The sequence below is a fragment of the Rhodococcus sp. OK519 genome, from assembly GCF_003051005.1.
Classification (GTDB): domain Bacteria; phylum Actinomycetota; class Actinomycetes; order Mycobacteriales; family Mycobacteriaceae; genus Prescottella.
The window spans coordinates 53,302-79,884 of sequence record NZ_QAOW01000001.1 but is presented as its reverse complement, the minus strand read 5'-3'; the positions used below and the strand labels follow the sequence as shown (position 1 = coordinate 79,884).

The following is a 26,583-nucleotide window of genomic DNA, read 5'->3' as shown; positions in this document are numbered from 1 at the left end:
TGCGGTTGTCACTGGCGATACTGTCGCGATGACCCTGGGACTCGACACCCGCCTGACACTGCTCGCGGCGGGGCTGATCTTCCTGCTGGCCCTGCTCCTCGGGGTGTGGAAGTACCGACAGATGGCGACGTCTCCCGAGCACGTCGCCCACCCGTACGTCGACATCGCGCACCGCTCGGCGCTGATGTATTCGTTTGCCACGCTGTTGGTGTCGGTGTTCGTGGAGCTGAGCGACTGGCCCACGGCCGTCAACGCGACGTGTGCGGGAATCCTGGTGTTCTTCTTCGTCGCCGCGATCGGCAGCTACATCGCGCACGGCGCCCGCCGCGACACCACCAACCAGTTCGAGCATCCCGACTCCGGGTTGCGTGTGGCGATGATCGCACTGATCGTCGGCGAGGTGGGTGCGTTCGTGGTGCTGCTGGCGGGCTTCGCGGCGGCGCAGCTGCTGTAGCGGTCAGTCGTGCGCCTCGACGTGCGCGAGGAAGTCGAGGACGGCCGCGTTGAACACCTCCGGTCGCTGCGCGGCGCACGCGTGCCCGGCGTCGGGCACGAACATCAGTTCGGCATCGGGGATCGAATGTGCGATCAGTTCGGTGTGCCGGCGCGGGATCGCATCGCGCTCGCCGACGATGACGAGCGTCGGCACGGTGATCGAGGCGAGGTCCGCGGCCGGGATGTGCGGATGCCGGACCATCAGCTCGAGCAGCTCGTGTTGCCGGCGCACCTTCGCCGACAGTGGCGCGACGACGCCGCCCGCCAGCCACGCGAGCGTTGCCGGCACACGGAACCGGGCGCCGAGCCCGTGCGGATCGAGGTTGGCGCCGTTGACGATCAGCGACCGCACCCGACCCGGCTCGCGCAGCGCGAGAGTGAGCGCGGTGTTGCCGCCGTCGCTGTAGCCGAGCAGGTGCGCGCTCTCGATACCGACGGCGTCGAGCACGGCGCACACGTCGTCGGACAGTCGAGCGAAATCGAGCGGCCCGTCGCCGCGCGTCGACTCGCCGTGCGCACGGGTGTCGAGTGCGAGCACCCGGTAGCGCTCGGCGAAGACCGGAACCTGCGCCGCGAAGTATCCGAGGTTCTCACTGTTGCCGTGCAGCAGCACCAGCGGTTCCCCGTCTCCGTGCACCTCGTAATGCAGCCGCGCACCGGCGGCCGTGACGTATCCCATCGGATCAGCTCGGCGGCTGGTGGATCGAGAGGACGTTGCCGTGCGGATCGTGGAACCATGCGACGCGCGTGCCGTCGGGCGCCGTCCACGCGCCGTAGTCGTCCTGGTCCATGCCCTGGTAGCGCAGGAGGTCGACGCCCTTGCCGCGAAGGTCCTCGACGGTGGCCGACAGATCGTTCGTGCGCCACCCCAACACCGTGTAGCCGGTCTCGGCCTTCGACTGGACGAGCGTGATGCGCAGTTCCGTCCCCCCACCGCCGTCGACGACGAGCGCGAACGGCGTCCGCTCGGTGACGGCCAGACCGAGCGTGTCGACGTAGAACATCGACGACACGTCCAGGTCGGTACTGGCCAGGAACGCAACGAGTTCTCCAGGGAAGGCCATGTCATCAACTGTGCGCCCCGACGGCTGCCAGCGACAAGTCGCCCACTGCAGTGACCCCGACCACACGAGGCATATGGGGCGGGTTACCGTCACAGGAACGGACATCGTCCATCATCCAGGAGGAATCACGTGACCACTGCAGGAGCTGAGCGGCAGGGCCCGCTCACAGGCATCCGCGTCGTCGAGTTCGCCGGTATCGGACCGGGTCCGCACGCCGCCACTCTGCTCGCCGACCTGGGCGCCGATGTGGTGCGGGTCCAGCGTTCGGGCATGCTCCCGTCGGAGGGCACGGTGGGCGACCAGACGGCGCGCAACCGCCGCGTCGTCGAAGCCGACCTGAAGAACCCGGCCGACGTCGAGAAGATCCTCGACCTGCTGGGCCGCGCCGACATCCTGATCGAGGGCTTCCGGCCCGGCGTCATGGAACGCATGGGCCTGGGCCCCGACGTCGTCCTGGAGCGCTGCCCGCGCGTCGTGTACGGCCGGATGACGGGTTGGGGCCAGGACGGCCCACTCGCGCAGTCCGCGGGCCACGACCTCAACTACATCTCCCTGACGGGCATCCTGCACGCCGTGGGCCGCAAGGGCGAGCGCCCGGTGCCGCCGCTGAACATGGTCGGCGACTTCGGTGGCGGCTCGATGTTCCTGCTGTTCGGCCTCCTCGCGGCGCTCATCGAGCGTCAGACGTCGGGCAAGGGCCAGGTCATCGACGCCGCGATGATCGACGGCACGCTCGCGCTGTCGCACATCATCTGGAACTTCCGCCGTATCGGCATGTGGTCCGACGAGCGGGGCGTGAACTTCCTCGACGGCGGCGCCCCCTACTACGACACCTACGAGACGTCCGATGGCAAGTACATGGCGGTCGGTGCGATCGAGCCCCAGTTCTACGCCGAACTGCTGAGGGGCCTCGAACTCGATCCCGCCGAACTGCCCGGCCAGCAGGACGGGAGCCGCTGGCCCGAACTGCGCCAGATCCTCACGGACCGCTTCCTCGGCAAGACCCGCGACGAGTGGACCAAGATCTTCGACGGGACCGATGCCTGCACGACGCCGGTTCTGACGTTCTCCGAGGCCCCGCAGGACCCGCACATCGCGGCCCGCGGCAGCATCATCGAACTCGAAGGGGTCACGCAGCACGCGCCGGCGCCGCGCTTCTCGCGCACACCCACCACGACGCCGCAGCCGCCCGCGCGCTCGGCAACGGATGTCGACTCTCTCTGGCGCTGAACCTTTTCCACGACGGGCCGGACGCCACGCGGTGTCCGGCCCGTCGCAGTCTCAGTCTCAGACGACGAGAGTCGGCTCGGCGGGATCGACGGTGACCCCGAGCGCGTCGTAGGCGGCCGCGACGCCGGCCACCGCCCGGCGCAACTCGTCGGCGGGCCGCGCGTACGGCAACCGGATGTACCGCTCGAACGCTCCCTCGACACCGAACCGGGGGCCCGCGGCCAGCACCACGCCGTGACTCGGCGCGGTCGCCGCGAGTGCCGTCGACACCGACGCGGGCATCTTGAGCCACAACGACATTCCGCCGGTTCCGACGGTAGGAACCCAGTCGGGCAGCCGCGCCGACAACTCGTCCAGCAGCACCGCGCGCTGGCTACGCAGAACCTGGCGCCGGTCCTCGATCGGCGCGTCGCCCGCACCCAACAGGTGGACCGCGGCAAGCTGGTCCATGACCGGGGTGCCGAGGTCGCTCGCCGACCGGGAACCCACGAGCCTGGTGATCAACTCGGGCTCCGCCCGGATCCATCCGATACGCAGACCACCCCAGTGCGACTTCGATACCGAGCCGATCGTGACGACGTCCGACTCACCCTGCCCCCGCGCATAGGTCGCGACCGGCGCCGGTGGAGGCGCATCCAGCCACAGGTCGACCATCGTCTCGTCGACCACCAGCGTCATGCGGGTGTCACGGGCGATGCGGGCGAGTTCCGCGCGACCCGCGTCGTCGAGACACAACCCGGTCGGATTGTGGAAGTCCGGGATGAAATACGCCATGCGCGCAGCGGTCTGCCGTGCAGCACTGCGGATTCCGCCGAGATCCCAGGACCGGGAGACGCCGCCCTCCGGACGCACGGGAACCGGAATCGGCCGCGCCCCCACACGGCGGATCGCGGCGAGCGCGTTGGGATAGGTCGGATGGTCGACGAGCACCCGCTCCCCCGGTGCGGCGAGAACGCCGAGGAGTAGCCGGAGGGCGTGCTGGGCACCGGAGGTGACCATGATCTGGTCCGGGGACGTTTCCAGACCCCGCGCTCGGTAACGCGCCGCGATGGCCTCCCGCAGCACGGCGATCCCGATCGGTTCCATGCCGTGCGTGTCGAGGAACGGCGGAAGCGACTGCAGCGCAGCACTGTATGCCTCCTGCACCTCCGCCACCGGCGCGACCATCGAGGCGTAGCTGAGGTCCACCGCGTCGCCGCCGGGCGCCGCACGTCTCCGGGCCCCGACGCGCCCGGCGTCCCGCGACATCACGGGAACCGTGACCGTGCTCCGCGAGCCTTGACGACTCGACAGGTAACCCTCCTCACGCAGCACCGAGTACGCGGTCGTGACAGTGGTCCGACTGACGTTCAGCTCCCCCGCAAGTTCCCGCTCGCCAGGAAGCGCGGCGCCGAGCGGGATGCGCCCATCGTGGACGAGCAGCCGGATTCCGTCGGCCAGCGCCCGATAGGCGGATCGCCGACCGGCATCGTCTCGCCACCCGCCGAGATCGCGCGACACCGCCCGGGCGCCCACAGCATGCATCATCACGCGGTCCAGTATTCGAGTTCTGGACGTTTATCTCAAGGCCACTTGTTCTCCACACTTGCTGACATGAGCACCGCAATCACCCTCGCCTGCATGTCCGCACTGGCCGGGTTCGTTTACTGGTACATGCCCCGCGACCGGCCACAGAAACGGTTCCGGCTCGAACAGTTCCGTCCCGCAACATCTTTCGTAGGAGTGCTCGACGAGCCTGGGTATCCGATCCGGCCTGGGCGCGCCGGTTTCGATGCCGAGGAAGCCGCGACGAACACCGACAGTCCAGCACCTTCCAACTGGACCGGCCCGGAGACTGCCGGACCGGACGGCCGTCCCGTGGCGGGCGCGATGCGACCCGAGGACGCACGGTCCCGAGGCCGCGCACTGGACTGATTCCGCTCGGGCGTCCCACCGAAACGCGACCCCACTCGCCCGTCGAAAGAACTTTATCGATACAGAGAGAATTTACCCATATGTCCTTGTCGACAGGTGTTTAGTGATCACTGTTTCCCCTACCAACACTCGAAACAACGAGACCCAGGAGCATTCACGTGTCGATGAAATTGCGCTGCAAATCGACATCTCGACCCGAATCGCCAAAACTTTCTGTCGGTACCGAATTCGCACGGCCACAGGCCGTGCATCGAGGTCGAAGGCACTGAAAGTTACCGGCATGGAATTACCGGGCAGTCGGCGTGCACACTACTTTCTCGATTCAGAGAGTTGTTTCTCCAGGTCGGCGAATCACCTCGCGGCAAATCCATGTCCCCCTACCGAAACCACATCCCAGCGAAGGAGTCAAGAATGCCGCGAAGACTGAGTGGAAGAACAATCGCCATCGCGTCCGCCATCGCAGCAGGCGCGCTCTTCCTGCCCGCGACCGCCGGCGCGATCGAGAAGGGCGACGGGGACAAATACGAGATCGTCGACAATGGCACCTCGACCGAGAAGGACATCATCGTCGTACCCGAGCCCGGCGACGGAGGGGGGACGGTGATCATTCCCCCGAAGGGCGACTGCTTCACCCTCCGCACGTGCGGGGGACCCCCGAACGACGGTACCGAGATCGGCGTCATCACCCCCGACCCGGGGACCGGTGGCGGCGGGAGCGGCGGCCAGCAGGGGAACGGTGGCGAGGAGGAGGAGATCGTCGATCCCGGGACCGGCGGCGGCGACCCGGGCACGGGAACGGGCACGGGCACGGGCACGGGCACGGAGACGCCGAAACCAGGCGGCGGTACAGACGAGATCACGACTCCGGAGAACCCCCTGGCCGGCCTGCTCGACATGCTGACACTCGCTTTCGGCTCCTGAACGAGTTCGCTCCGATCGACCCACGTGGGGGACGCGGCTGGTGGGTCACCGAACCCCACCCGCCGTATCGATGTCGAGTCCGTTCGAGCCAGTGCGTGTGCCGGAGCGACAGTTCCACAACTCCTTTCGATCCGACGATTCCCGGATCGTGTTGATGCCAGCCGAGTATCACGTCACCGTCGACGCCACCGGCACCGATCTCGGTGCGGCGTTCGGGTCACTGGAGTCGGTGTCGTTCGGCTCGCTGGAGCAGCTGCTCGGCCTGTGACCACCTGACACCGTGCAGCGGCGGATGGGACCGTCGGGGGCTCATCCGCCGCTGCCGATATCGTGACGGTGTGAGCGAGATCGGAACCGAAGCCGTACTGGACGGCCTGCGCAACGTGCTGGTCGGCCGTCTGTCCGACATCGGACGCCGGTTCTCGGCGATTCTCGCCGACACCGTCCCGCATACCGCGCTGGTGATCTTCACGCGCGAGTGCACGGGCCGGCCCCGGAAGGTTGCCGGGGACCCCGCCATCGTCGACCGCGTCACGATCGCCGAATTGGACTCTCTGCGAGCCGGTCTCGAGCATGGACAGATCTTCCGTGGACGTGCCGGGATCGCCGGCGGGCCGCGCGAGGTGTACGCGATCTTGGACCGCTCCGACACCCTGCTCGTGATCGTCCCGCCCGGCGCACCGACTCGGGCGCCGGTACTCGAGACCGTCCGGTCGATGTTCGGCATCGTCGCGACCGGCATCCAGTTGCAGGTACAGGGCGCGAGCCCGGCCTACCTCGCGGAGTCTCGCGCTGCTTCAGCCGAGCGTGCCCGCACCATTGCCGAGCTCACCGAGGTGCACGCCACGACGCTCGAGACGCTGCTGTCGACACTGCGATCCGACGATCTCGACGATTCACGTGCGCGTACGGCGGCACGGGAGACGGCGTCGTCGGCACTGATCAAGCTGCGCACAGCTGTGGACTCGCACCGCGAGTTCTCGGAGGAATCCGTCGTCACCGCGTTCGCGCGACTGCGCGGCGAGTTGCGTGGCCTGCTGAGGCACCGCGACCTGGATGTGACTCTGGTGGAGCCACATTCGGCCGGTAGCACGGTTCCCGGCGAAGTGGCGCACGCGGCGCGAGCCGTCGCCCGGGGCGCGGTTCTCGCGATGTCGGGGCAAGCCGACGTCACGCGCATCCGCGTGGCGTGGACGTGTACGGAGGCCGGCCTGACCGTCGACGTCCGGGGTGACGGCCATGGCCTGGCCGACGCCGACGATCTCGATCGACAGTTGCGCCCGCGTGTCGAAACACTCTCGGGAACAGTGGAAATCGAAGCCACCGACGGATGGGGCACGCGTGTGGTCGCGGTTCTTCCAGCACATGCACCGTCCACGCCCACATCGCATCACGCGCTTGCGGACCTGGCCCCGCGTGAAGCAGAGGTGCTCGGGCACCTCGTCGCGGGGCGGCGCAACCGCGCCATTGCCGAACGTCTCGGCGTCAGCGAGAGCACCGTGAAGTTCCACGTCGCAGGCGTCCTACGCAAACTCGACGTCGCTACCCGCGCGGAAGCGGCCGCGCTGGGCGGCGAAGCCGGTATCCGCCCCATCGCCTGACCGTTCGGCCAGGTCCACCTCTCCGGTCGACCAGTCCCGACGCGCACCGCCGGTGACTACCCTCGTAGTCGGATGCACACGCCACCATGTGTGTGCCCGTGCGTTCACGTCGACCGAATGGAGTGGAGAAACCATGCCGCAGCAGGTACGGGGCGTCATCGCCCGCTCGAAGGATGCGCCCGTCGAACTCGTGAACATCACGATCCCCGATCCCGGACCGGGTGAGGCCGTCGTCGCGATCGCGGCGTGCGGCGTCTGCCACACCGACCTGACCTACCGCGACGGCGGCATCAACGACGAGTTCCCGTTCCTTCTCGGCCACGAGGCCGCGGGCATCGTCGAGGCCGTCGGTGAGGGTGTCGACACCGTCGAGGTCGGCGACTTCGTCGTACTCAACTGGCGCGCGGTGTGCGGAAAGTGTCGCGCCTGCAAGCGCGGTCGTCCGCAGTACTGCTTCGACACCCACAACGCCAAGCAGAAGATGACCCTCGAGGACGGCACCGAGCTGACTCCGGCCCTCGGCATCGGCGCGTTCGCCGACAAGACCCTGGTCGCGGCCGGCCAGTGCACCAAGGTCGACCCCACCGCCGATCCTGCCGTCGTCGGCCTGCTCGGGTGCGGTGTCATGGCCGGCATGGGTGCCGCCATGAACACCGGCAACGTCACGCGCGGCGACTCGGTGGCCGTCATCGGCTGCGGCGGCGTCGGCGACGCCGCGATCATGGGTTCGCGCCTCGCCGGCGCCAACAAGATCATCGCGATCGACCGGGACCCGAAGAAGCTCGAGTGGGCCGTCGAGCTCGGTGCCACCCACACGATCGATGCGTCGAAGGTCGACGACGTCGTGGAAGCCATCCAGGAACTCACCGACGGCTTCGGCACGGACGTCGTGGTTGACGCCGTCGGCCGCCCGGAAACCTGGAAGCAGGCGTTCTACGCCCGCGACCTGGCGGGAACCGTCGTCCTCGTCGGCGTTCCCACCCCGGACATGACGCTCGAGATGCCGCTGGTCGACTTCTTCTCGCGCGGCGGCTCGCTCAAGTCGTCGTGGTACGGCGACTGCCTGCCCGAGCGCGACTTCCCGATGCTCGTCGATCTGTACCAGCAGGGTCGTCTGCCGCTCGAGAAGTTCGTGACCGAGCGGATCAAGCTCGAGGACGTGGAGCAGGCGTTCGAGACCATGCACCGCGGCGAGGTGCTGCGTTCGGTGGTGGTCCTGTGAGCGGCGGGACGAGCGGAACGGCGGGGGATCGAAACCGTCTCCGGGTCGACCGGGTCGTCACGTCGGGCACGTTCGAGCTCGACGGTGGCACCTGGGACGTCGACAACAACATCTGGCTCGTCGGTGACGACGACGAGGTGGTGGTGATCGACGCCGCGCACACCGCACAACCGATCATCGACGCCGTCGGCGGCCGCAAGGTGGTCGGGATCGTGTGCACGCACGGCCACAACGACCACGTCACCGTCGCACCGGAACTGTCCGAGAAGCTCGACGCTCCGATCTACCTGAACCCGGCCGACGACGTGCTGTGGCAGATGACCCACCCGGGCGTCCGCCATCTGGCGCTCGAGGACGGACAGCGGATCACTGTGGCGGGCACCGACATCCAGGCCATCCACACCCCCGGCCACTCCCCCGGCTCGACATGCCTGTACCTGCCCGAGGCGGGCGAGCTGTTCTCCGGCGACACCCTGTTCTCGGGTGGCCCGGGCGCCACCGGACGCTCGTTCTCGGACTTCCCGACCATCATCGGGTCGATCCGCGACAAGCTGTTCGCCCTGCCGGCGGAGACCCGCGTCCACACCGGTCACGGCGACGACACCGCTCTCGGCACCGAGTCGCCGCACCTCGAGGAGTGGATCGCCCGGGGCAACTGATCCTCTTGCGTGGCCGAATGTCACACGCGTCCAGTCGGACTGAACGCATGTGACATTCGGTGGCCACGGGATCAGGCGGGGGCGTACCGGTCGAGCCAGTCGATGCCCGGGCGGCGGGTGCGGGTGATGCCCTTGTATTCGGCCATGTCCTCGGGCAGTTCCACCAGCACCGACCGCAGGCGCCGCGCCCACTCCGGAACCAGCGCGATCTCGGCGAACGGCAGCAGGTGCGTGCGGACGAGGAACATGATCGCGCCGGACTGCCCGAGCCGAATCAGGTGTTGCACCTCGACCCGCAAATGCAATCGCTCCCCCACGTCGGCGAGTGGCCCCTCGGCGAGCGTGCGCCGGTCGCGTCCCCACTCCGGGTAGGTCTCGGTGGAGGTATCGAGTCGGCCGTCCACGGTGAGCGTCCAGTTGGTGCGCCGGTAACGCTCCCCGGTCTCGAGTCGCATCAGGAAGTTCTGTGCACGCGTGACGATGCCCTCCGTGTGGATTCGCGGCACCGGGCCGTGGATCTGCAGGAAGCTCATCCCGACGTCGAACCGCAGCGACCAGTCGGCGGCGAAGGTCACCAGCCCGGCGTCGCCCCACAGTTGCCCCTCGCGCTGATCGAGCAGGACGACGTCCTCCTGGATCTGCCGACCGATGTAGCGCAGCGGCGACTCAGGAAGCGTCGACCGCACGCCGTAGACGAATGCCTGCTCGACGTCCAGCGCGCAGTTGGTCCAACGCCACATGCCACCGTCTCGCTCGAGCATCATGGTGCGGGGGTACGCGTCGGCGAGGTGCTGCATGATCTCGAGCATCGCGTCCCACTGCGCGATCTCCATGTGCGGCAGGGCCTGGAAGCGCGTGGGGTCGGCAGCGAGAATCCGTTCCCGCTCGGCGATCTCGGTCCGATAGTTCACCCCGACGTCGACGACGTGTTCGCCGGCAGGTTCGACGTTGGCGCTGTAGCGGTAGGCATCCCGCGGGAACGGAAAGGGAAAGGACGTGACCCGAGCGGGCACCCGGTAATCCATTGCTGTGCTCACAGTTCCAGCTCCAATCGTGATCCGGCGGCGCGGGACACACACGGCATCATGCAGTCGCCCGCCATTTTCTCGTCATCGGACAGATACAGGTCTCGGTGCTCCACCACACCCCCGACGACGGGGGTGCGACACTCACCGCACACGCCCTGTCGGCACAGGTTCGGGACGCTCACCCCGCGCCGTACGAGGGCGTCGAGCAGACTCGTCCCGGACGGCACCTCCACGTCGAGGCCCGAACGGGAGAGCCGCGCAACGAACGGACGTCCGGGTTCGAGGTCGCCGATGCCGAAGTGCTCGTGATGTATTCGAGCGCCAGGCCAGCCGGCTGACGATGCGCGGCGGTCCACCTCCTCCATCAGCGATGCGGGCCCACAGGTGTAGAGATGGGATCCGAGCGGACGGTCGAGCAGGGCCGGACCGAGCGCAGTCCACAATGCCTCAGCGTCGCGATAGGTCGTCAGTCGCTCCGCGCACACCGCGGCGAGATCCGCCAGGTGCGGTCCGTCGCCGCCCCGCGACACGTAGTGAACCTCGAACGACCGGCCCCACCGCGCCGCCGCCCGCGCGTGCGACAGGATCGGCGCAACCCCGATGCCGCCGGCGACGAGGACATGATGGCGCGCGGTGAGAACTGGTGCGAATCCGCTGCGCGGCCCGGTGACCTCGACGCTCTCCCCCACACTGAGGCCGTGCATCCACAGCGAACCGCCACGTCCGGCGTCGCAGCGGCGCACCGAGATCGAGTAGGCGTCGGGCACGATTCCGGCGCCGGTGAGGGAGTAGGCGTTGCGACGCGCATGCCCCTGCCGGTCGATCCCGCAGGACACCACGACGTGGCTGCCGGGCGTGAACGACTGCAGTGAACCGCCGTCGGGGGCGGTCAATCCGATCTGTCGCACGCCATCGGTGAGATCGGTGACGGCATCGACAACCAGCATTCTCATCGGCATTCCTCCGCGTCGTACAGGTAGCCGAGGTAGGCACTGCGCAGTCGCGAAACGTGGTGATGAATCATCAGGTTCGTCCCGCACGACGGACACGCACTGGTCCCGCCTACGACGGCACCGGTCGCATGGATCCGGTGGCAGTGCGCGCAGTAGACACGCCGCAGGTCGACGCCCACGACGTCGGCGAGAATCTCCTCCGAAAGCGCTCCAGCCTCGACCGCACACGCGCGCGCCTGCAACACCGTCACCTCATCGCCGACGAGCGCGAGTCTCCAGCCCACGCGGGCGGCAGCAAGTTCGCGGCCCAGCACCGCCTGGGCGCCGGAGGTCCAGCCAGGCGGCATCCGCAGCCAACTGACCCGACGACCGCTCAGTCCGGTGACCAGCGCACGGGCCCTCGGCTCGGCGGCGGCGCCGAACGACAGCACGGTGACGTACCGTCCACTGTCGGCGGTCCCGGTCGTCCCCATGCCCCACCGCGGCACACTCGTGGTCTCCATACACACGCTCATCGCAGACCCCTACGGCGCGAACGAACGCAGGCCGACATAGAACGCCAGCGCCCGATCGGGCGTCGTGAAGCGGATCCGCGAACCTGCCGGGAAGAAGATCGCGTCCCGCGGCCCGGCCACCTCGACCTGCCCGGTATCGAGATTCTCGAGGCGCAACTCGCCGTCCAGCACCACCTTCATCTCGTCGTATTCGTAGACGTAGTCCAGAGGTGCCTCGGTGTGGAGCAGCTCGAAGTAGCCGGAAGCCATCGCCGAACCCTCGGGGTTGGGGTGCACGTCGGCGATGTAGCCCCTGGTGCCGGGGAACTCGTCCAGCGGCATCTGCGGGAGCGACTTCCAGAAGCCGGCGGTGACCCGGAACGCGGGCGTGGTGGTCGTCTCGGACATGACTGCTCCTCGGATGGAAGTCGGGAGAGAACGCCGATCGCTGGCGTGAAACGCACGATAGTGAGGTGAAACCCGCATCGCAGTTACGCGGCGGTTAATCCTTGTAACCGAATCCTCCTTGCCCGCTGCGATTTCCGCACGATCCTCCGAGAACAGCACCCCGCGTGAAGACGTCACGACAACCTCACCCGGCCGTAATGCATCCGTCACGGATGCTATGTTTCCTGACATGCAACACCGATTCACTTAAGGAAACGTTCGTCGGAACACGAGGAGTTCACATGGCGCTCGACCCCGCAGACCTCACCGTGATGTGCCTGCCCGGCGCGGACACCCCCGATCTCGCGACCCTCGCTCGCGCCACCGACACCCGATTCATCCTGGCGGTGTTCACCAACCTCGCCGGGAAGCCGTGCGCCAAACTCGTTCCCGTCGAGGCAGTGGAGGAACTCCAGGAGGACGGCGTCGGCTTCGCCGGATACGCGGCCGGGGCGATGGGCCAGGTCCCGAAGGACCCCGATCTCGTCGCCGTCCCCGATGCCGCGTCGTTCACTCCCATTCCGTTCGTGCGCCCCGGTCTCGCACTGGTGCACTGTGATCCGCACGTCCAGGGCGAGCCGTGGCCCTTCGCGCCACGCGTGATCCTGAAGACGGTGCTCGAGCAGGCCGCCGACCTCGGCCTGGATGTCAACGTCGGCACCGAGATCGAGTACTTCCTGGTCGACCGCGACGAACGCGGAGGCCTCCGCACCGCCGACACTCTCGATACCTCCCGCCGCCCCTGCTACGACGCCCGCGACGTCACCCGCATGTACGAGCACCTCACCGCGATCTCGGCCGCGATGAACCAGTTGGGCTGGGGCAACTACGCCAACGACCACGAGGACGGCAACGGCCAGTTCGAGCAGAACTTCCAGTACGCCGACGCCCTCACCACCGCCGACCGTGTCGTCACCCTCCGCTACCTCATCTCGGTGCTCGCCGAACAGCGCGGCATGACCGCGACGTTCATGCCCAAACCGTTCGCCGACCGAACCGGCAACGGCATGCACATGCACCTGTCGCTGTGGCGCGGCGGCGACCCCGTCTTCCCCGACCGCGCCGACCCGCGCGGGCTGGGCCTGTCCCCCACCGCGTATGCGTTCATCGGCGGCATCCTCGAGCACGCCGGCGGCCTCCAGGGTGTGCTCGCTCCGACGGTCAACTCCTACAAGCGAACCGGCGCCCTCTCGACGAGCACCGGCGCGACGTGGTCTCCGCGCCGGCCCACGTACGGCGGCAACGACCGGACCCACTACCTGCGGGTGCCGGACGCCAATCGCGTCGAACTGCGCGGTGGGGACGGCTCGGCCAACCCGTATCTCGCGTCGGCCGTGACGATCGCGGCCGGGCTCGACGGCATCCGCCGCGGCACCGATCCGGGCGAGCCCGGCGGCGGCATCTGCCCCGACGACCTGCCGATGACGCTGTTGCACGCGATGGACGCGATGGCCCGGGACAGCGTCGTCACCGGAGCTCTCGATGCCGCCGGAGCAGGCGTCGCCGACTACTTCGCCGCGCTCAAGCGGGACGAATTCTTCGAATGGCACAGCACGGTCACACCGTGGGAGGTGGACAGCTACCTCACCGCCTTCTGACAGCCACAGGAATCAAGGGAGACAACACATGTGCGGAATCGTCGGGCTCCATCTGCGGGAGCCTTCGCTGTATCCGCATCTCGGTGAGCTGCTCACCGGGATGCTCGACCAGATGGTCGACCGCGGACCGGACTCGGCCGGCATGGCCATCTACGGGGACCCGACGTGGTCTCCGGCAGCGCACGCGACGGTGTCGCTGCTGGGCGTCGGCGTCCCGGCGGAGTCGCTGGCCACCGCAGTCGGCAGTGCGCTGGGTGTCGCCGTGGCCGGCATCGAAGTGGGCACGAACACGCTTCTGCACGCCCCGGTTCCGGCGCCGGCGCTCGCGGATGCGGCACTCGGCGAGGCGCCGGACGCGATCCTCATCGGGTTCGGCGACGACGTCACGGTACTCAAGGGCATGGGTGATCCGGTGGACCTCGCCCACCGGTTCGGGCTGCCCGCCGCCTCGGGTTGGCAGGGCGTCGCGCACACCCGCATGGCGACCGAATCCGCCGTCACCGCAGCGGGTTCGCACCCGTTCGCAGTGGGCCCCGATCAGTGCCTGGTACACAACGGCTCGTTCTCCAACCATCTGAGCATCAAGCGTGAACTCGAGGCCGAGGGCGTTGCGTTCGACAGCGAGAACGACACCGAGGTGGGCGCCCGCTTCGTCGCGAAGCAACTCGCCGAGGGCGTCGACCTGGAGAAGGCCCTGCGTCTGCTCGGCGAACGGTTCGACGGCTTCTACACACTGCTCGTGTCCACACAGGACTCGTTCGCCGTGGTGCGCGACCCGATCGCGTGCAAGCCCGCGATCATCGCCGAACACCGCGACTACGTCGCGATGGCGTCCGAGTACCGCGCGCTCGCCGGACTGCCCGGTATCGCCGCCGCCCGCATCTTCGAACCGGAACCGGAAGAGGTTTACGTATGGCACCGCTGACCGCCGTCCCGACCACCATGTACGACGTCTCATCCATCGGCACCCGCACCCTCAACGCGGCCCTGCAGTCAACCACGGCCCCGGTGTCGGTCACCGTCGTCGAACCGGCCGGCGCACATGCCCTCGCGTGCGGACTGGACGCACCCATCGACGTACGCGTCGAGGGGCACGTCGGCTACTACGCGGCCGGCATGAACCAGCACGCGAGCGTCACGATCGTCGGCAACGCCGGTGTCGGCGTCGCCGAGAACATGATGTCCGGCAGCGTCCACGTCACCGGCGACGCGTCGCAGTCCGCGGGGGCCACCGCACACGGCGGTCTGCTCGTCATCGAGGGCAACGCCGCCGCCCGCTGCGGCATCTCGATGAAGGGCGTCGACATCGTCGTCGGCGGCAGCATCGGCCACATGAGCGCCTTCATGGGCCAGGCCGGACGGCTCGTCGTCCTCGGTGACGCCGGTGAAGCGCTGGGTGATTCGCTGTACGAGGCCCGCATCTACGTGCGCGGCACCGTCGCCTCGCTGGGCGCCGACTGCATCAAGAAGGAGATCCGCGTCGAACACCTGGCCGAGTTGCGGGAACTCCTGGACGCCGCCGGATTCGACGCCGACCCCGCCGAGTTCACCCGCTACGGCTCGGCCCGCACGCTCTACAACTTCCACGTCGACAACGCCGCAGCGTACTGACGCGCGCCATCCCCAGGAGGCCCCCATGACCACGCACACCCCCGGTCTGCGCGAATCCGCGACGTTCGACCGCGACGTCATCCACGAGATCCAGCGCGCCGCCGAGACCGGCATCTACGACATCCGCGGCTGGGGCGCCAAGCGCAGACTCCCGCACTTCGACGACCTGCTGTTTCTCGGGGCCTCGATGTCCCGCTACCCGCTCGAGGGCTACCGCGAACGCTGCGACACCGACATCGTGCTCGGCGATCGGCACGCGAAGCACCCACTGCACCTGGATATCCCGATCACCATCGCGGGCATGAGCTTCGGCGCGCTGTCCGGGCGGGCGAAGGAGGCCCTCGGGCGCGGGGCCGGCGAGGTCGGCACCTCCACCACGACCGGCGACGGCGGCATGACGCCCGAGGAGCGCGGCCAGTCCAAGCACCTGGTCTACCAGTACCTGCCGTCGCGGTACGGCATGAACCCCGACGACCTCCGCAAGGCCGACGCCATCGAGATCGTGCTGGGCCAAGGCGCCAAGCCGGGTGGCGGCGGAATGCTGTTGGGCCAGAAGATCACCGACCGGGTCGCCGGCATGCGCACGCTTCCGGTCGGCGTCGACCAGCGCAGCGCGTGCCGCCACCCCGACTGGACCGGGCCGGACGACCTCGCCATCAAGATCATCGAACTCCGCGAGATCACCGGCTGGGAGAAGCCGATCTACGTCAAGGTCGGCGCCACCCGCACGTACTACGACGTCAAGCTCGCGGTGAAGGCCGGCGCCGACGTTGTCGTGGTCGACGGCATGCAGGGCGGCACGGCGGCCACGCAGGACGTGTTCATCGAGCACGTCGGCATCCCGACGCTGGCCGCGATCCCGCAGGCGGTGCAGGCTCTGCAGGAGATGGGTGTGCACCGGACACCGGGCGGGGTCCAGCTCATCGTCTCCGGCGGCATCCGCTCGGGCGCCGACGTCGCGAAGGCAATGGCCCTCGGCGCGGATGCGGTGGCGATCGGCACCGCGGCCCTGATCGCGCTGGGCGACAACCACCCTCGTTTCCAGAAGCAGTACGAGGCGCTCGGGTCGTCGGCCGGCTTCTACGACGACTTCCAGGCCGGACTCGACCCCGCCGGCATCACGACGCAGGATCCGGAGTTGCAGAAGAACTTCGACCCGGTCGAGGGCGGACGCCGGCTCGCGAACTACCTGCGAGTGCTGACGATGGAGGCCCAGACTCTCGCCCGCGCGTGCGGCAAGTCGCACCTGCGCAACCTCGAACCGCAGGACCTCGTCGCGCTGACCATCGAGGCGTCGGCCATGGCTCGGGTGCCCCTGGCCGGAACGACCTGGATTCCGGGACAGCTCTGAGACGCCTCACCCTCGCCCGGCGCCCCGCCGTCGCTGCGACGGTGGGGCCCCGCGGCGTTGTCGCGCGGCGTGCTCGAGGAACACCGCGGTCACCACGCCCGGGATACGGGCCGATCCCGCAGGCAGCGGTCCCAGCACGGCGAGCAGTCGGTCCAGCCGCTGGTAGAGGGTCTGCCGCTGGATCCCGAGTGCCCGCGCCGTCTCGGTCTTGCTCCCCCAGTTGGTCACGTACGCGAGCAACGTCTCGAACAGCTCGCCGTGGCGCTCCCGGTCGCGGCGCAGCAACTCACCGATCTGGTCGTCGACGAAGTCGGCGAGCGTGCCGTCGTCGGGCAGCCCGGTCAACAGCCGCGCCACAGCGTAATCCCGGGCGTCGAACACCGCGCCGTCGCTGTGCTCGCGGTGCAAGGAGCGCGTGGTTCTGGTCTCCGCCATGCATTGCCGGATTCCGTGCCGGTTCCTGGCACCGGGGCCGACCACGACAGACCGAGCGCGCGACGGGCCCCGCACCAGTCTCGACATCAACTGCGCCCGTTCTGTTTCCATCGTGGTCCATCGGTCGAACTCGAGAACCGCCAGATACTCCTTCCCCACCAGTTGGCCGATGTGCGTCCGGCTGGACGCCTCGACGGCGGCCTGCACCATCCCGATCGACACCTCGTCGTCGTACTCCACCAGCAGCGAGAGATAGGCGCTGTCCGCCGCGAGGCCCAGCCGTTCGGCGATCCCGTCGAGCTGCACGAACAGGTCGGAAGGCGGATGGTCCGCTGTCGTGAGGAGGGAGAAGAAGCGCGTGCGCAGTCGTTCCTCCGTTGTCGGCGGCCGGGTGCTGAGCAGCGCGATGGCCAGGATCTCCGGTGCACGCTCGATTCCCGCGCTGATCAGATAGATGTCGGCGTCGTGCGCCGGGAACAGGGTCAACGTCGCGACGACGGTACCGCCGAACGCGACGGGTGCATCGAATGCGGTGACCGCGTCGTGCGCGAGCACGGGTCCGGCCCGGCCGATCGACTCACCCGACATCGACCTCAACGTCACCTCGGAACGCGTTTCCCGGCTCAGCGCCGCGAGGATCGCGTCCACCGCTGCGGGTTCCTCGATCGACGCGGACAGCACCCGCGACATCCGGTCCGCAATCTGCAGTCTGCGTAGTGAGGAGTCGGAGAGCTGGCTGTTGATGCTCTCGCAGATCTGCACGAACGGCACCCGATGACGCAGGAGAACTACGGGAAACCCGATCTGCTCGGCATGTTCGATCAGCGGCGCCGGAATGGTCCCGAGCTGCTCCGTGGGCTCGACGGCGAGACCGGCGACGTCGGCCGCGACGAGGGTGTCGACGTAGTCCTTCAACTCGTCTCCCGAACAACCGACCAGGTTGACGCCCTCCATGAGGATCAGCTCACCGCCCCTGAGTAGTGGGGCGATGTCGATCTGCTCGGTCGCGTGCACCCAACGGATGTTGCGGTGGACGGCACCCGCGGCGGCGACGAACTTCGGCCGCGCCGCGAACAGGTACACGTCGTCCAGGGCCTCACGAAGATCCATGACGACATTTTGTCCACCGCGTGTTACGTGCGACTTACATTGCGTAACGTCCCGCGAAACAGTCGACGCGCAGGCTCGTGACCGTAGGTAACCAAGCCTCCACGTTCGGGATTCCCGGGCGTCGTCATCGAGGGAGTCCACCGTGAGTGCAACCACCCACGACGTCGAGGAATCGTTGCAGCCGATACCCGAAGGCCAACGCACGACGCACCTGTCCGGTCAGTTCTGGATCTGGGCGGGCGCCAACATCGCCCCGATCAACTGGGTGCTCGGGGCGCTGGGGATCAGCATGGGTCTGGGGCTGGCCGACACCCTCACCGTTCTGGTCCTCGGCAATCTGATCGGCATGGCCGTCTTCGGGCTGTTCGTCCTGCTCGGCCAGCGCACCGGAACCACCGGGATGCTCCTCGGACGATCGGTGTTCGGCCGACGCGGCAACTACCTCCCGTCGGCGATCCAGGCAGTCGTCGTCATCGGCTGGTGCGCCGTCAACACCTGGATCGTGCTCGACCTGGTCATGGCCCTGTTCGGTGAACTCGGCTGGGTCGATCCGGCCGCGTCCAACGTCGGCTGGAAGATCGGCGTCGCGTTCGTCATCATGGCGATCCAGGTGGCCGTCTCGATGGCCGGCTACAAGGCCATTTCAGCCTTCGAACGCTGGACGGTGCCGCCGACGGTGGTCGTTCTCGTGCTGATGTCCGTGGTCGCCTGGTTCCAGCTCGACATCGACTGGAGCTACGCAGGTCCGGAAGGCACTGCCCTGAGCGGCACCGAGCGGATCGTCGCGATGTCCGGGGTGATGACGGCGATCGGCATCGGCTGGGGACTGACCTGGCTGACGTACGCCGCGGACTACTCCCGGTTCGTCAGCACGAGCGTGCCGCGGAAGAAGCTGTACCTTGTGAGCGCGCTCGGGCAGTTCATCCCGGTCGTGTGGCTCGGAGTCCTCGGCGCGACCCTGGCGACGAAGAACGGATCGGTCGATCCCGGGCAGTTGATCGTCGAGAACTTCGGCGCAATGGCCATCCCCGTGCTGTTGTTGGTGCTGCACGGCCCCATCGCCACGAATGTGCTCAACGTCTACAGCTTCAGCGTCGCCGCACAGGCTCTCGACATCAAGGTCGGTCGCCGCAAGCTCAACCTCGTCGTCGGCGTGCTGGCCCTGGCCGCCGCAGTGTTCTTCGTCTTCCAGGAGGACGCCGCTCAGACTCTCGACTCGTGGCTGGTCGGCGTCGTCGGCTGGGTCGCGACGTGGGGCGCGATCATGCTGGTGCACTACTACGTCTTCGAGCGCCGGACCCGACGCTTCGATCACCTCTTCGATGCGGTGGGCTCGAAGCGTTTGCCCGACGTGAACGGCAAGGCCCTGTTCGCCTTCGCGGTAGGGGTGGTCTGCACCTGGATGTTCCTCAACGGCGCGGTGCCGGCGCTGCAGGGGTTCGGGTCGCGCGCATTGGGCGGATTCGACGTCTCGTGGCTCGCGGGCAGCGTCGCCGCCGGCCTCACCTACTACCTTCTCGCCCGAAAATCACACAAGCAGTGGATCATTCGTCAACAGGAAGTCCAGGCGACGACGGCACCCGACAACGCTCCCGCGCCCCTTGCACCCACCGCCTGACACCCGTCCCGCCGCCCCCGCCCGATCCGAATCAGGAAGTCACATGGGAATCTTCATCCGCAACGCACACGTCATCACCATGGACGGCATCACGGGCTCCGGGCCGGTGGTGCGCAGCATCCGCATCGAGGACGGCGTCATCACCGCGATCGGGTCCGATCTGCACCCGGTCGACGGCGACCGGGTGATCGATGGACGGGATCGGCTGGTGTCGCCCGGATTCGTCAACGCGCACACCCACTCCTGGGAGATGTTCTACAAGGCGCGATACGACAATCTGCCGCTCGAACTATGGCTGGCACAGGCCTACCCGGTCCTCGGGGACAGCCGCGTCGAGCCCGAACTCGTGCGCCTGCGCAGCACGCTCTTCGCCATCGAGTCCCTCAAGGCCGGCGTCACCACCGTCGTCGACGACGTGCTCGAGAATCCCGGCCAGGACTGGGCGCAACTTTCCGCGGTGTTCGACGCATACGAGGAGATCGGCATCCGCGCCAACATCTCCGGGCACGTCATCAGCAAGCCGTACCTCGATACGCTGCCGTTCGCGGCCGAGTACCTGCCCGAGTCGATCGTCACCGAGCTGCGGTCCCGGTCGGTACCCACGGCCGACGAGTACCTCGACTTCAGCCGCAAGGCCTTCGAGCAGTACCACGGCTGGGGCGACGGACGGTTGCGCTACATGGTCGCGCCGTCCGCGCCGCAGCGGTGCGGAGAGGACGTCCTCGTGGGGGCCACCGAGCTGGCGCGCCGATACGGCGCCGAATGCCACATCCACGTCCTCGAAACCAAGACCCAACTCGTCACCGGCACCGAGATGCACGGGAAGTCACTCGTGTCGTACATGCACGAGATCGGCGCGCTGTCCCCCAACACGACACTGGCGCACGGCATCTGGCTGACCGAAGATGACATGGCGATGGTCGCCGATGCGGGAACGTCGATCTCGCACAATCCGATCTCGAACCTCAAACTCGGCTCCGGAATCGCGGCGTGGCGCAAGCTGCGCGACGCAGGAGTCAACCTCGGGCTGGGCACGGACGGCTGCTCGAGCAGTGACTCACCGCGGATGCTCGACGTCGTCAAGACCGCCGCTCTCCTGCACAAGGTGACGACACCTGATTTCACGGCATGGCCACGCGTGGACGAGGTACTGCGCGCCGGCACGATCGACGGCGCCCGCACCGCGGTGTTGCAGGACACCGTCGGGTCGATCGAGGTCGGAAAGCAGGCAGACCTGGTGATCTACGACCTCGAGACGATGGCGTTCACGCCCCGGCAGAAGCTCGACCATCAGCTCGTCTATTCGGAGAACGGTTCCTCGATCGAGACGGTCATCGTGGCCGGCCGTGTCGTCGTGGACGGCGGCGAGGTCACCACCGTCGACGAAGCGGCGGTCCGCGCCGAACTGAACGAGCGGCTCGCCGACATCATCGCGTGGCAGGACCGGCTGGACGCGGACAACAGCGTGCTCACCGGCGCTCTGACCCGGATGTACAACCGCGCGATGAGCGCCCCCGCCCCGATCGACAGGTTCAGCGGCGACGAACGCGCCTGGCTCGTCTAGCTCGGCACTGCGCCCCGTCCACTGCCAGTGGACGGGGCGCTACTGTGGGGCAATGAGTCCGACCGAGCGCCCCGTGCACCGCGACACCACCGAGCGGGAGGTGCCGGCCGACACCCCGACGGGCGTCGATCTCGAGCGCGTCATCGCCGCACAGGTCCGCAAGCTGCGCCTGGCGAGCGGGTTGTCGGTGGGCGACATGGCCGCCAAGGTGGGCATCTCCAAGGCGATGCTGTCCAAGATCGAGAATGCGCAGACGTCATGCAGCCTGTCGACGCTCGCCCGCCTGGCGGTAGGACTGGACGTCCCGGTGACATCACTGTTCCGCGGCGCCGACACCACGCGCGACGCGGTGTTCGTCGAGTCCGGCAGCGGAGCGGTGATCGTGGGCCGCGGCACCCGCGTCGGCCACCACTACGAACTCCTGGGCGCGCTGCGCGGGCAGCACAAGCGCCTCGAACCGGTGCTCGTCACGCTCACCAACGCCAGCGAGGTGTTCCCGCTCTTCCAGCACCCCGGCACCGAGCTGATCTACATGCTCGAGGGCGAGATGGTCTACGGCCACGGGGAGAGCGAGTACCGGCTGAAGCCCGGCGACTCGCTGCTGCTCGACGGTGAGGGACTGCACGGCCCGAACGCGCTGGTCCAGCTACCCATCCGCTTCCTCGCCGTCACCGCATATCCCGACAACCACCAAGAGTGACGACCGCACGAACTTTCATTTGAGTTGAAATCTCAGCGAAGGTAAGCCTATGCTCACCGGCGCATCGTCGTCGTGTCGAAAGGCCCCTCCATGAGATTCGCTCGATCACGGACCGCCCGCCGGTCCGCCCTGTTGTCCGGCCTCGTGGCCGCGGCCGTCGCACTCACCGGCTGCAGTTCGAGCGAACCGGAGGCAGCGCCGGGCAGCACCGACTTCGAGACGGTCACGATCGAGCACGCCCTCGGCACGGCGGTGATCACCGAGCAGCCCGAGCGGATCGTCACGCTGGGCCAGGGCTCCGCGGAGACCGCGATCGCCCTGGGCACCGTGCCGGTGGGCATCGAGGCGTACGAGTGGGGCAGCGACGACACCGGCTACCTCCCGTGGATCCACGACGCGGTCACCGAACGCGGTGCGGAGTTGCCGGTGCAGTTCACCGGCGGCAGCGAGATCGACATCGAGGCCGTCGCCAAGCTCGATCCGGACCTCATCCTCGCGCCGTGGTCGGGCGTGACGCAGCAGCAGTACGACGCACTGAGCGCCCTCGCCCCCACCGTCGCGTACGCCGAGAAGGCCTGGACGACCACGTGGGAGGACCAGATGAAGGTGATCGGCAAGGCGATGGGCAAGTCCGCCGAGGCCGACCAGGAGATCGCAAAGGTCAAGGCGCAGTTCGCCGCTGCCACCGCCGCGCATCCCGAGTACGCGGACGTCTCGTTCTCCTACATCTACAACACCGGCCTGGCCACCCTCGGCGTGTTCTTCCCCGACGAGCAGCGCGTCGCGATGGTGCGCGCCCTCGGCCTTCAGGTCGACCCGATCGTGAACACCCTGCCCGAGACCGACGGCACCGACTCGGCGGTGATCGGCCTCGAGAACGCGAACCTGCTGAAGGACTCCGACCTGCTGTTCACGTTCTACTCCGACCCGGCCAACCGCGCCGAGACCGAGGCTCAGCCCGTCTACGCGCAGATCCCCGCCGTCGCCCGCGGGTCCGTTGTCGCGCCGACGAACCAATCGTTCGTCACCGGATCGTCGATCATCAACCCGCTGACCGTCCCGTGGACGCTCGAGCGCTACGTCCCGATGATCGACGAGGCGATCGCCAAGCTCGACCAGCCCGCGGCGACCAACTAGTCAGGCACCGTCACGATCGGATGCTCCGCCGTCGCGCTCGGCCTTGAACCGGTTCCACTCGCTGCGGAGCATCCGGTTGTCGATGATCCACCCCATGTAGTCCCGCATGTTCAACACGCGAATGTGCGCCGGCCCCTGCGGATCGGTGTGCGCGAGGGCCTCCGTTGCCAGGCGGCGCTGGTTCTCCAGGTACGCGTGCTCGTTCTCGAGGAAGCCGCCCCACACGTCCGAATCCATTGCGTAATAGTGGGTTCGGTCGCGCGGTCTGCGAATCAGCTTGACGAAGCCGCGATCGATCAGCCGCCGCACATAGGTCGACACCGACCCGCGACTGGCATCCAGTCGGGTCGCGAGCTCCTCGGCCGTCACCCCGGGCGACTCGTCGATGAGCAGGTATCCGGCGATGCGGCCCTCGATCCGGGACGCTCCAACCGACTGCCAGTAGTCGGCGAACCGCTCGACGAACCACCCCGAGAAGTCCTCACCGGTCGCGGGACCTCCGCCGTCGGTGTTGCCGCCCTCGCTCATGCCCGCCTCGAAACCCCGTCACTCGCACAACCCTGCCGACGAACATTATGCCGACGCGAAGGCATACGACGACAACACGACCGTTGTCCGCCGCATGACGACGGACAACGGTCGTGTGACTCACGGGAGCGGCGCCGCTACGTGCGCTGCTCCGTGGCCGCGACCCGACTGGCCAGCACCTCGGCGGCATCCGCGACGGCGGTCGGATCCACCGGGCCCGAACCCGACACCGTGACGGCAATCGTCTCGGTGACGTACGCGGTCTCGCCGTGCTCTGTGACGTCGAGGCCCTCGTGCTCGTCCTCCGGCCGCACCCGCAGACCCAGCGTGGCCTGAATACCCTTCGCGATGATCCACGTCACCGCGAACGAGTAGGCAAGCACCACAACGACTGCCAGCGCCTGCTTACCCAGGAGACCGAAACCCCCGCCGTAGAACAGTCCGGAGACACCGTTGGGGGCATCCTCGGTGGCGAGCAGGCCGATCAGCAGCGTGCCGAGAATGCCGCCGACCAGGTGGATACCGACGACGTCGAGGGCGTCGTCGTAGCCGAGGCGGAACTTGAGCGACACCGCGAAGCAGCACAGGCCACCTGCGGCCGCACCGATCAACAGGGCCCCGATCGGGGACACCGCGCCACACGCCGGCGTGATCGCGACCAGTGCCGCGATGAGACCGGACGCCGCACCGAGCGACGTCGGCCGCCCCTCACGCAGACGCTCCACCAGCAGCCACCCGCAGATGCCGGCACACGCGGCCGTCACGGTGTTGAGGACCACGACGGACGCCGCGTTGTCGGCAGCCAGGGCCGAACCACCGTTGAAGCCGAACCAGCCGAAGAGCAGGATGCCTGCGCCCAGCAACGTCAACGGAAGATTGTGCGGTCGCGGCATGTTCGGGAAGGCGTGACGCTTCCCCAGCACCAGCACCATGGCCAGCGCCGCGATACCGGCGTTGATGTGGACCGCCGTGCCACCCGCGAAGTCGATGGCCCCCAGCTTGTTCGCGATCCAGCCGCCGATCACGCTGCCGTCGTCGGAGTCGAACGCGAATACCCAGTGCGCCACCGGGAAGTACACGAGCGTGACCCACAGGCCGGCGAACAGCAACCAGGAACCGAACTTGATGCGATCGGCCAGTGCACCCGAGATGAGGGCGACGGTGATGGCCGCGAACAGCATCTGGAATCCCGCCACCAGAGCGGGCGGCAGACCGGGCTCGGCGGCCGGTTCGAGGAGCTGTCCGAGGCCGACGAACTCGAAGGGATCGCCGAGAATACCCAAGCCGCCCAACGAGTTACCGAGAACCGTGGAGTAGCCGAAGAGCACCCACAGCACACCGACGACGGCGAACGAGCCGAACGTCATCATCATCATGTTGAGCGAGTTGCGAATGCTCACCATGCCGCCGTAGAAAAGCGCGAGCCCGGGGATCATCAACGCAACAAAAGTGAACGCCGCCAGTAACCATGCGGTATCGGCGGCCGCGAGTGCCTGCTCCATATCTGCCCACCCTTGTGTCGGCCCGTCTTACACGGGGAATCGAGGTCATCCGAGAGTGAACGGCGGCTGTAAGGCCTGCAAGTAGCTGCTGTGAACAGTGCGTAACAGGGTTCGCACAGCATTCAGGGGTTGCGTCTGTTTCACTTCATGCAACACTGTCCATCATCAAGAAACCACTGGGATCGGAGGTCGGAGATGGCAGGCAACGCGACGGAGCGCGCACGGATCGTGATCGTGGGCGGGGGACTGGAGGGACTGGCGATCGCGTGGCAACTCGCCGAACGCGGCGAGTCCGACGTGATGGTGCTCGAACGGGACACCCTCTGCGCCGGGATGACCGGCAAGTCGAGCGGAATCGTTCGGTGCCACTACGGAGTTCCGTCCTTGGCGGCGATGGCGTGGTACGGCGTCGAGGTGTTCACCCGCGCCGAGGAGATCTTCGGAACCGACATCGGATTCCGGCAGACCGGGTACATCGTCGGCGTCGACGAGGACAACCTGACGCCGCTGCACGCCAATGTCGAGATGCATCGCGGACTGGGGGTGCCCGTCGACCTGATCGACGCCGACACCGTCCGATCGCTTTGGCCCGGAATCCATCTCGACGACTTCGCCGGCTTCGCGTACGAACCGCTCGGCGGACACGGCGACGCCTACATGACCGGCATGGCGTACGGCACCCGCGCTCGAGCACTCGGAGTGCGCATCCGGCAGTCCACCGACGTCGTTCGACTCGTGAGCGACGAACTCGGCGGCGTGCGCGGCGTCCTGTGCGACGACGGCACCGAGATCCTGTGCGACACCGTCGTACTCGCGACCGGCGTGTGGAGCCCTGCCCTGGCCTCAACCGTGGGCGTGCACCTGCCGATCCGCGCGCAGCGCGAGCAGTTGGTGCTCGTGGACCAGGGAGAGCCGACCCCCGACGTCCCGACGTTCTCGGATCTGGTGAACCTGCAGTACATTCGACGCGAACCGAACGGTCATCTACTGGTCGGCAACAGCGACCACTCGGCACCCGAGATCGCCGACCCGGACGCCTACCTCAACCGTGCGACCGACGGCTTCGTCGAGACCGCGATCGGCAAGCTCGACCGGATCCTGCCCGGCATGCCGGATCCGCGACTCGCGTCGTCGTACGCGGGTTGCTACGACATCACCCCCGACTACAACCCGATCATCGGGCCCTCCCCCGTCGACGGACTGTTCCTGGCCGTCGGGTTCAGCGGCCACGGATTCAAGATCTCCCCCGCCGTCGGCCGCCTGGCCACCGACCTCCTGCTCGACGGCATCAGCAGCGATGCCGCGGTGGACGGAAACGACTTCCGCTACAGCCGCTTCGACGAGGGCAAGCCCCTGGTCAGCCTGCACCCGTACGCCGGGGCCGGCGAGATGCGCTGATCC

26 protein-coding genes are annotated in these 26,583 nt (G+C 67.8%); 16 read left to right on the top strand and 10 right to left on the bottom strand.

The features are described 5' to 3' along the window. Positions 1-28 precede the first annotated feature (28 nt). Positions 29-454, top strand: a complete 426-nt coding sequence (locus tag C8K36_RS00400; protein ID WP_107982500.1) for a hypothetical protein — start codon at positions 29-31, stop codon at positions 452-454. Between the two features lie 3 nt (positions 455-457). On the opposite strand, the gene C8K36_RS00395 is transcribed toward C8K36_RS00400, so the two are convergent. Next, entirely contained in the window at positions 458-1,174 is a 717-nt protein-coding gene (locus C8K36_RS00395; protein WP_107982499.1) for an alpha/beta fold hydrolase, read from the bottom strand. 4 nt (positions 1,175-1,178) lie between these two features. Continuing rightward, the gene (locus tag C8K36_RS00390) at positions 1,179-1,559 is read right to left on the bottom strand and encodes a VOC family protein (RefSeq protein WP_107982498.1); all 381 of its coding nucleotides are present in this window, start codon (positions 1,557-1,559) and stop codon (positions 1,179-1,181) included. Positions 1,560-1,688: 129 nt separating this feature from the next. On the opposite strand from C8K36_RS00390, the gene C8K36_RS00385 reads away from it, so the two are divergent. Continuing rightward, positions 1,689-2,789, top strand: a complete 1,101-nt coding sequence (locus C8K36_RS00385; protein ID WP_107982497.1) for a CaiB/BaiF CoA transferase family protein — start codon at positions 1,689-1,691, stop codon at positions 2,787-2,789. Positions 2,790-2,846: 57 nt separating this feature from the next. Here the strand turns inward: C8K36_RS00385 and C8K36_RS00380 are convergent, their stop codons facing one another. Further along, on the bottom strand, positions 2,847-4,319 hold the full coding sequence (locus C8K36_RS00380; RefSeq protein WP_107982496.1) for a PLP-dependent aminotransferase family protein: 1,473 nt from the start codon (positions 4,317-4,319) through the stop codon (positions 2,847-2,849). Positions 4,320-4,382: 63 nt separating this feature from the next. Between C8K36_RS00380 and C8K36_RS24495 the strand changes: the two genes are divergently transcribed. The 5 genes from C8K36_RS24495 to C8K36_RS00350 all read left to right on the top strand — a co-directional run bounded on the left by C8K36_RS24495 (position 4,383) and on the right by C8K36_RS00350 (position 9,106). Further along, positions 4,383-4,703, top strand: a complete 321-nt coding sequence (locus C8K36_RS24495; RefSeq protein ID WP_146176454.1) for a hypothetical protein — start codon at positions 4,383-4,385, stop codon at positions 4,701-4,703. Between the two features lie 411 nt (positions 4,704-5,114). Further along, complete coding sequence (locus tag C8K36_RS00370) at positions 5,115-5,624, top strand: hypothetical protein (RefSeq protein WP_107982494.1); 510 nt, start codon at positions 5,115-5,117, stop codon at positions 5,622-5,624. Positions 5,625-5,962: 338 nt separating this feature from the next. Further along, positions 5,963-7,225 carry a helix-turn-helix transcriptional regulator gene (locus tag C8K36_RS00360; RefSeq protein WP_107982492.1) on the top strand — a complete coding sequence of 421 codons (1,263 nt, stop codon included), beginning with the start codon at positions 5,963-5,965 and terminating at the stop codon, positions 7,223-7,225. A gap of 133 nt (positions 7,226-7,358) precedes the next feature. Continuing rightward, on the top strand, positions 7,359-8,447 hold the full coding sequence (locus C8K36_RS00355; protein ID WP_107982491.1) for an S-(hydroxymethyl)mycothiol dehydrogenase: 1,089 nt from the start codon (positions 7,359-7,361) through the stop codon (positions 8,445-8,447). After that, complete coding sequence (locus C8K36_RS00350) at positions 8,444-9,106, top strand: MBL fold metallo-hydrolase (RefSeq protein WP_107982490.1); 663 nt, start codon at positions 8,444-8,446, stop codon at positions 9,104-9,106. The genes C8K36_RS00355 and C8K36_RS00350 overlap by 4 nt, the downstream gene beginning before the upstream one ends. Before the next feature lie 71 nt (positions 9,107-9,177). On the opposite strand, the gene C8K36_RS00345 is transcribed toward C8K36_RS00350, so the two are convergent. Genes C8K36_RS00345 through C8K36_RS00330 form a run of 4 tightly spaced genes read right to left on the bottom strand, consistent with a single transcriptional unit; the run spans position 9,178 to position 11,989 of the window. After that, positions 9,178-10,131 carry a heme-dependent oxidative N-demethylase family protein gene (locus C8K36_RS00345; protein WP_181319419.1) on the bottom strand — a complete coding sequence of 318 codons (954 nt, stop codon included), beginning with the start codon at positions 10,129-10,131 and terminating at the stop codon, positions 9,178-9,180. An 8-nt stretch (positions 10,132-10,139) separates the two neighbouring features. Further along, positions 10,140-11,087 carry a PDR/VanB family oxidoreductase gene (locus tag C8K36_RS00340; RefSeq protein ID WP_258194394.1) on the bottom strand — a complete coding sequence of 316 codons (948 nt, stop codon included), beginning with the start codon at positions 11,085-11,087 and terminating at the stop codon, positions 10,140-10,142. Then, the gene (locus C8K36_RS00335; RefSeq protein WP_107982487.1) at positions 11,084-11,590 is read right to left on the bottom strand and encodes a dimethylamine monooxygenase subunit DmmA family protein; all 507 of its coding nucleotides are present in this window, start codon (positions 11,588-11,590) and stop codon (positions 11,084-11,086) included. Before C8K36_RS00335 ends, C8K36_RS00340 begins: the two co-directional genes overlap by 4 nt. Positions 11,591-11,611: 21 nt before the next feature. Then, complete coding sequence (locus C8K36_RS00330; protein WP_107982486.1) at positions 11,612-11,989, bottom strand: cupin domain-containing protein; 378 nt, start codon at positions 11,987-11,989, stop codon at positions 11,612-11,614. 281 nt (positions 11,990-12,270) lie between these two features. On the opposite strand from C8K36_RS00330, the gene glnT reads away from it, so the two are divergent. Genes glnT through C8K36_RS00310 form a run of 4 tightly spaced genes read left to right on the top strand, consistent with a single transcriptional unit; the run spans position 12,271 to position 16,588 of the window. After that, positions 12,271-13,626, top strand: coding sequence for a type III glutamate--ammonia ligase (glnT, locus tag C8K36_RS00325; RefSeq protein ID WP_107982485.1), 1,356 nt, complete (start codon positions 12,271-12,273; stop codon positions 13,624-13,626). A 28-nt stretch (positions 13,627-13,654) separates the two neighbouring features. Then, a complete protein-coding gene (locus C8K36_RS00320) occupies positions 13,655-14,551 on the top strand; it encodes a class II glutamine amidotransferase (protein WP_107982484.1) in 897 nt (298 codons plus the stop codon). Continuing rightward, positions 14,539-15,237 (top strand): protein glxC, encoded by a 699-nt coding sequence (locus C8K36_RS00315; RefSeq protein WP_107982483.1) that lies wholly within the window; start codon positions 14,539-14,541, stop codon positions 15,235-15,237. Before C8K36_RS00320 ends, C8K36_RS00315 begins: the two co-directional genes overlap by 13 nt. A 25-nt stretch (positions 15,238-15,262) precedes the next feature. Continuing rightward, positions 15,263-16,588, top strand: coding sequence for an FMN-binding glutamate synthase family protein (locus C8K36_RS00310; protein WP_107982482.1), 1,326 nt, complete (start codon positions 15,263-15,265; stop codon positions 16,586-16,588). A 6-nt stretch (positions 16,589-16,594) separates the two neighbouring features. Here the strand turns inward: C8K36_RS00310 and C8K36_RS00305 are convergent, their stop codons facing one another. Beyond that, the gene (locus C8K36_RS00305) at positions 16,595-18,133 is read right to left on the bottom strand and encodes a PucR family transcriptional regulator (RefSeq protein ID WP_107982481.1); all 1,539 of its coding nucleotides are present in this window, start codon (positions 18,131-18,133) and stop codon (positions 16,595-16,597) included. A gap of 142 nt (positions 18,134-18,275) precedes the next feature. Between C8K36_RS00305 and C8K36_RS00300 the strand changes: the two genes are divergently transcribed. The 4 genes from C8K36_RS00300 to C8K36_RS00285 all read left to right on the top strand — a co-directional run bounded on the left by C8K36_RS00300 (position 18,276) and on the right by C8K36_RS00285 (position 23,152). Continuing rightward, on the top strand, positions 18,276-19,751 hold the full coding sequence (locus tag C8K36_RS00300) for a purine-cytosine permease family protein (protein WP_107982480.1): 1,476 nt from the start codon (positions 18,276-18,278) through the stop codon (positions 19,749-19,751). 43 nt (positions 19,752-19,794) lie between these two features. Next, positions 19,795-21,315, top strand: a complete 1,521-nt coding sequence (locus C8K36_RS00295) for an amidohydrolase family protein (protein ID WP_107982479.1) — start codon at positions 19,795-19,797, stop codon at positions 21,313-21,315. Between the two features lie 52 nt (positions 21,316-21,367). After that, on the top strand, positions 21,368-22,015 hold the full coding sequence (locus tag C8K36_RS00290; protein ID WP_107982478.1) for a helix-turn-helix domain-containing protein: 648 nt from the start codon (positions 21,368-21,370) through the stop codon (positions 22,013-22,015). A gap of 90 nt (positions 22,016-22,105) precedes the next feature. Next, positions 22,106-23,152, top strand: coding sequence for an iron-siderophore ABC transporter substrate-binding protein (locus C8K36_RS00285; protein ID WP_107982477.1), 1,047 nt, complete (start codon positions 22,106-22,108; stop codon positions 23,150-23,152). On the opposite strand, the gene C8K36_RS00280 is transcribed toward C8K36_RS00285, so the two are convergent. Together C8K36_RS00280 and C8K36_RS00275 are read right to left on the bottom strand one after the other, a co-directional pair. Continuing rightward, a complete protein-coding gene (locus C8K36_RS00280) occupies positions 23,153-23,680 on the bottom strand; it encodes a GbsR/MarR family transcriptional regulator (protein WP_107982476.1) in 528 nt (175 codons plus the stop codon). A gap of 137 nt (positions 23,681-23,817) precedes the next feature. Next, a complete protein-coding gene (locus tag C8K36_RS00275; RefSeq protein WP_107982475.1) occupies positions 23,818-25,182 on the bottom strand; it encodes an ammonium transporter in 1,365 nt (454 codons plus the stop codon). A gap of 195 nt (positions 25,183-25,377) precedes the next feature. Between C8K36_RS00275 and C8K36_RS00270 the strand changes: the two genes are divergently transcribed. Then, positions 25,378-26,580 (top strand): NAD(P)/FAD-dependent oxidoreductase, encoded by a 1,203-nt coding sequence (locus C8K36_RS00270; protein WP_107982474.1) that lies wholly within the window; start codon positions 25,378-25,380, stop codon positions 26,578-26,580. The last annotated feature ends 3 nt before the right edge of the window (positions 26,581-26,583 follow it).

Bases quoted from the DNA above. Each gene is read 5' to 3' on its own strand.
- C8K36_RS00290 (WP_107982478.1), top strand. From the start codon at position 21,368: ATGAGTCCGACCGAGCGCCCCGTGCACCGCGACACCACCGAGCGGGAG.
- C8K36_RS00310 (WP_107982482.1), top strand. From the start codon at position 15,263: ATGACCACGCACACCCCCGGTCTGCGCGAATCCGCGACGTTCGACCGC.
- C8K36_RS00335 (WP_107982487.1), bottom strand. From the start codon at position 11,590: ATGGAGACCACGAGTGTGCCGCGGTGGGGCATGGGGACGACCGGGACC.
- C8K36_RS00330 (WP_107982486.1), bottom strand. From the start codon at position 11,989: ATGTCCGAGACGACCACCACGCCCGCGTTCCGGGTCACCGCCGGCTTC.
- C8K36_RS00270 (WP_107982474.1), top strand. From the start codon at position 25,378: ATGGCAGGCAACGCGACGGAGCGCGCACGGATCGTGATCGTGGGCGGG.
- C8K36_RS00295 (WP_107982479.1), top strand. From the start codon at position 19,795: ATGGGAATCTTCATCCGCAACGCACACGTCATCACCATGGACGGCATC.
- C8K36_RS00275 (WP_107982475.1), bottom strand. From the start codon at position 25,182: ATGGAGCAGGCACTCGCGGCCGCCGATACCGCATGGTTACTGGCGGCG.
- C8K36_RS00390 (WP_107982498.1), bottom strand. From the start codon at position 1,559: ATGGCCTTCCCTGGAGAACTCGTTGCGTTCCTGGCCAGTACCGACCTG.
- C8K36_RS24495 (WP_146176454.1), top strand. From the start codon at position 4,383: ATGAGCACCGCAATCACCCTCGCCTGCATGTCCGCACTGGCCGGGTTC.
- C8K36_RS00395 (WP_107982499.1), bottom strand. From the start codon at position 1,174: ATGGGATACGTCACGGCCGCCGGTGCGCGGCTGCATTACGAGGTGCAC.
- C8K36_RS00305 (WP_107982481.1), bottom strand. From the start codon at position 18,133: ATGGATCTTCGTGAGGCCCTGGACGACGTGTACCTGTTCGCGGCGCGG.
- C8K36_RS00355 (WP_107982491.1), top strand. From the start codon at position 7,359: ATGCCGCAGCAGGTACGGGGCGTCATCGCCCGCTCGAAGGATGCGCCC.
- C8K36_RS00340 (WP_258194394.1), bottom strand. From the start codon at position 11,087: ATGAGAATGCTGGTTGTCGATGCCGTCACCGATCTCACCGATGGCGTG.
- C8K36_RS00370 (WP_107982494.1), top strand. From the start codon at position 5,115: ATGCCGCGAAGACTGAGTGGAAGAACAATCGCCATCGCGTCCGCCATC.
- C8K36_RS00280 (WP_107982476.1), bottom strand. From the start codon at position 23,680: ATGAGCGAGGGCGGCAACACCGACGGCGGAGGTCCCGCGACCGGTGAG.
- C8K36_RS00315 (WP_107982483.1), top strand. From the start codon at position 14,539: ATGGCACCGCTGACCGCCGTCCCGACCACCATGTACGACGTCTCATCC.
- C8K36_RS00285 (WP_107982477.1), top strand. From the start codon at position 22,106: ATGAGATTCGCTCGATCACGGACCGCCCGCCGGTCCGCCCTGTTGTCC.
- C8K36_RS00345 (WP_181319419.1), bottom strand. From the start codon at position 10,131: ATGGATTACCGGGTGCCCGCTCGGGTCACGTCCTTTCCCTTTCCGTTC.
- C8K36_RS00400 (WP_107982500.1), top strand. From the start codon at position 29: ATGACCCTGGGACTCGACACCCGCCTGACACTGCTCGCGGCGGGGCTG.
- glnT (WP_107982485.1), top strand. From the start codon at position 12,271: ATGGCGCTCGACCCCGCAGACCTCACCGTGATGTGCCTGCCCGGCGCG.
- C8K36_RS00320 (WP_107982484.1), top strand. From the start codon at position 13,655: ATGTGCGGAATCGTCGGGCTCCATCTGCGGGAGCCTTCGCTGTATCCG.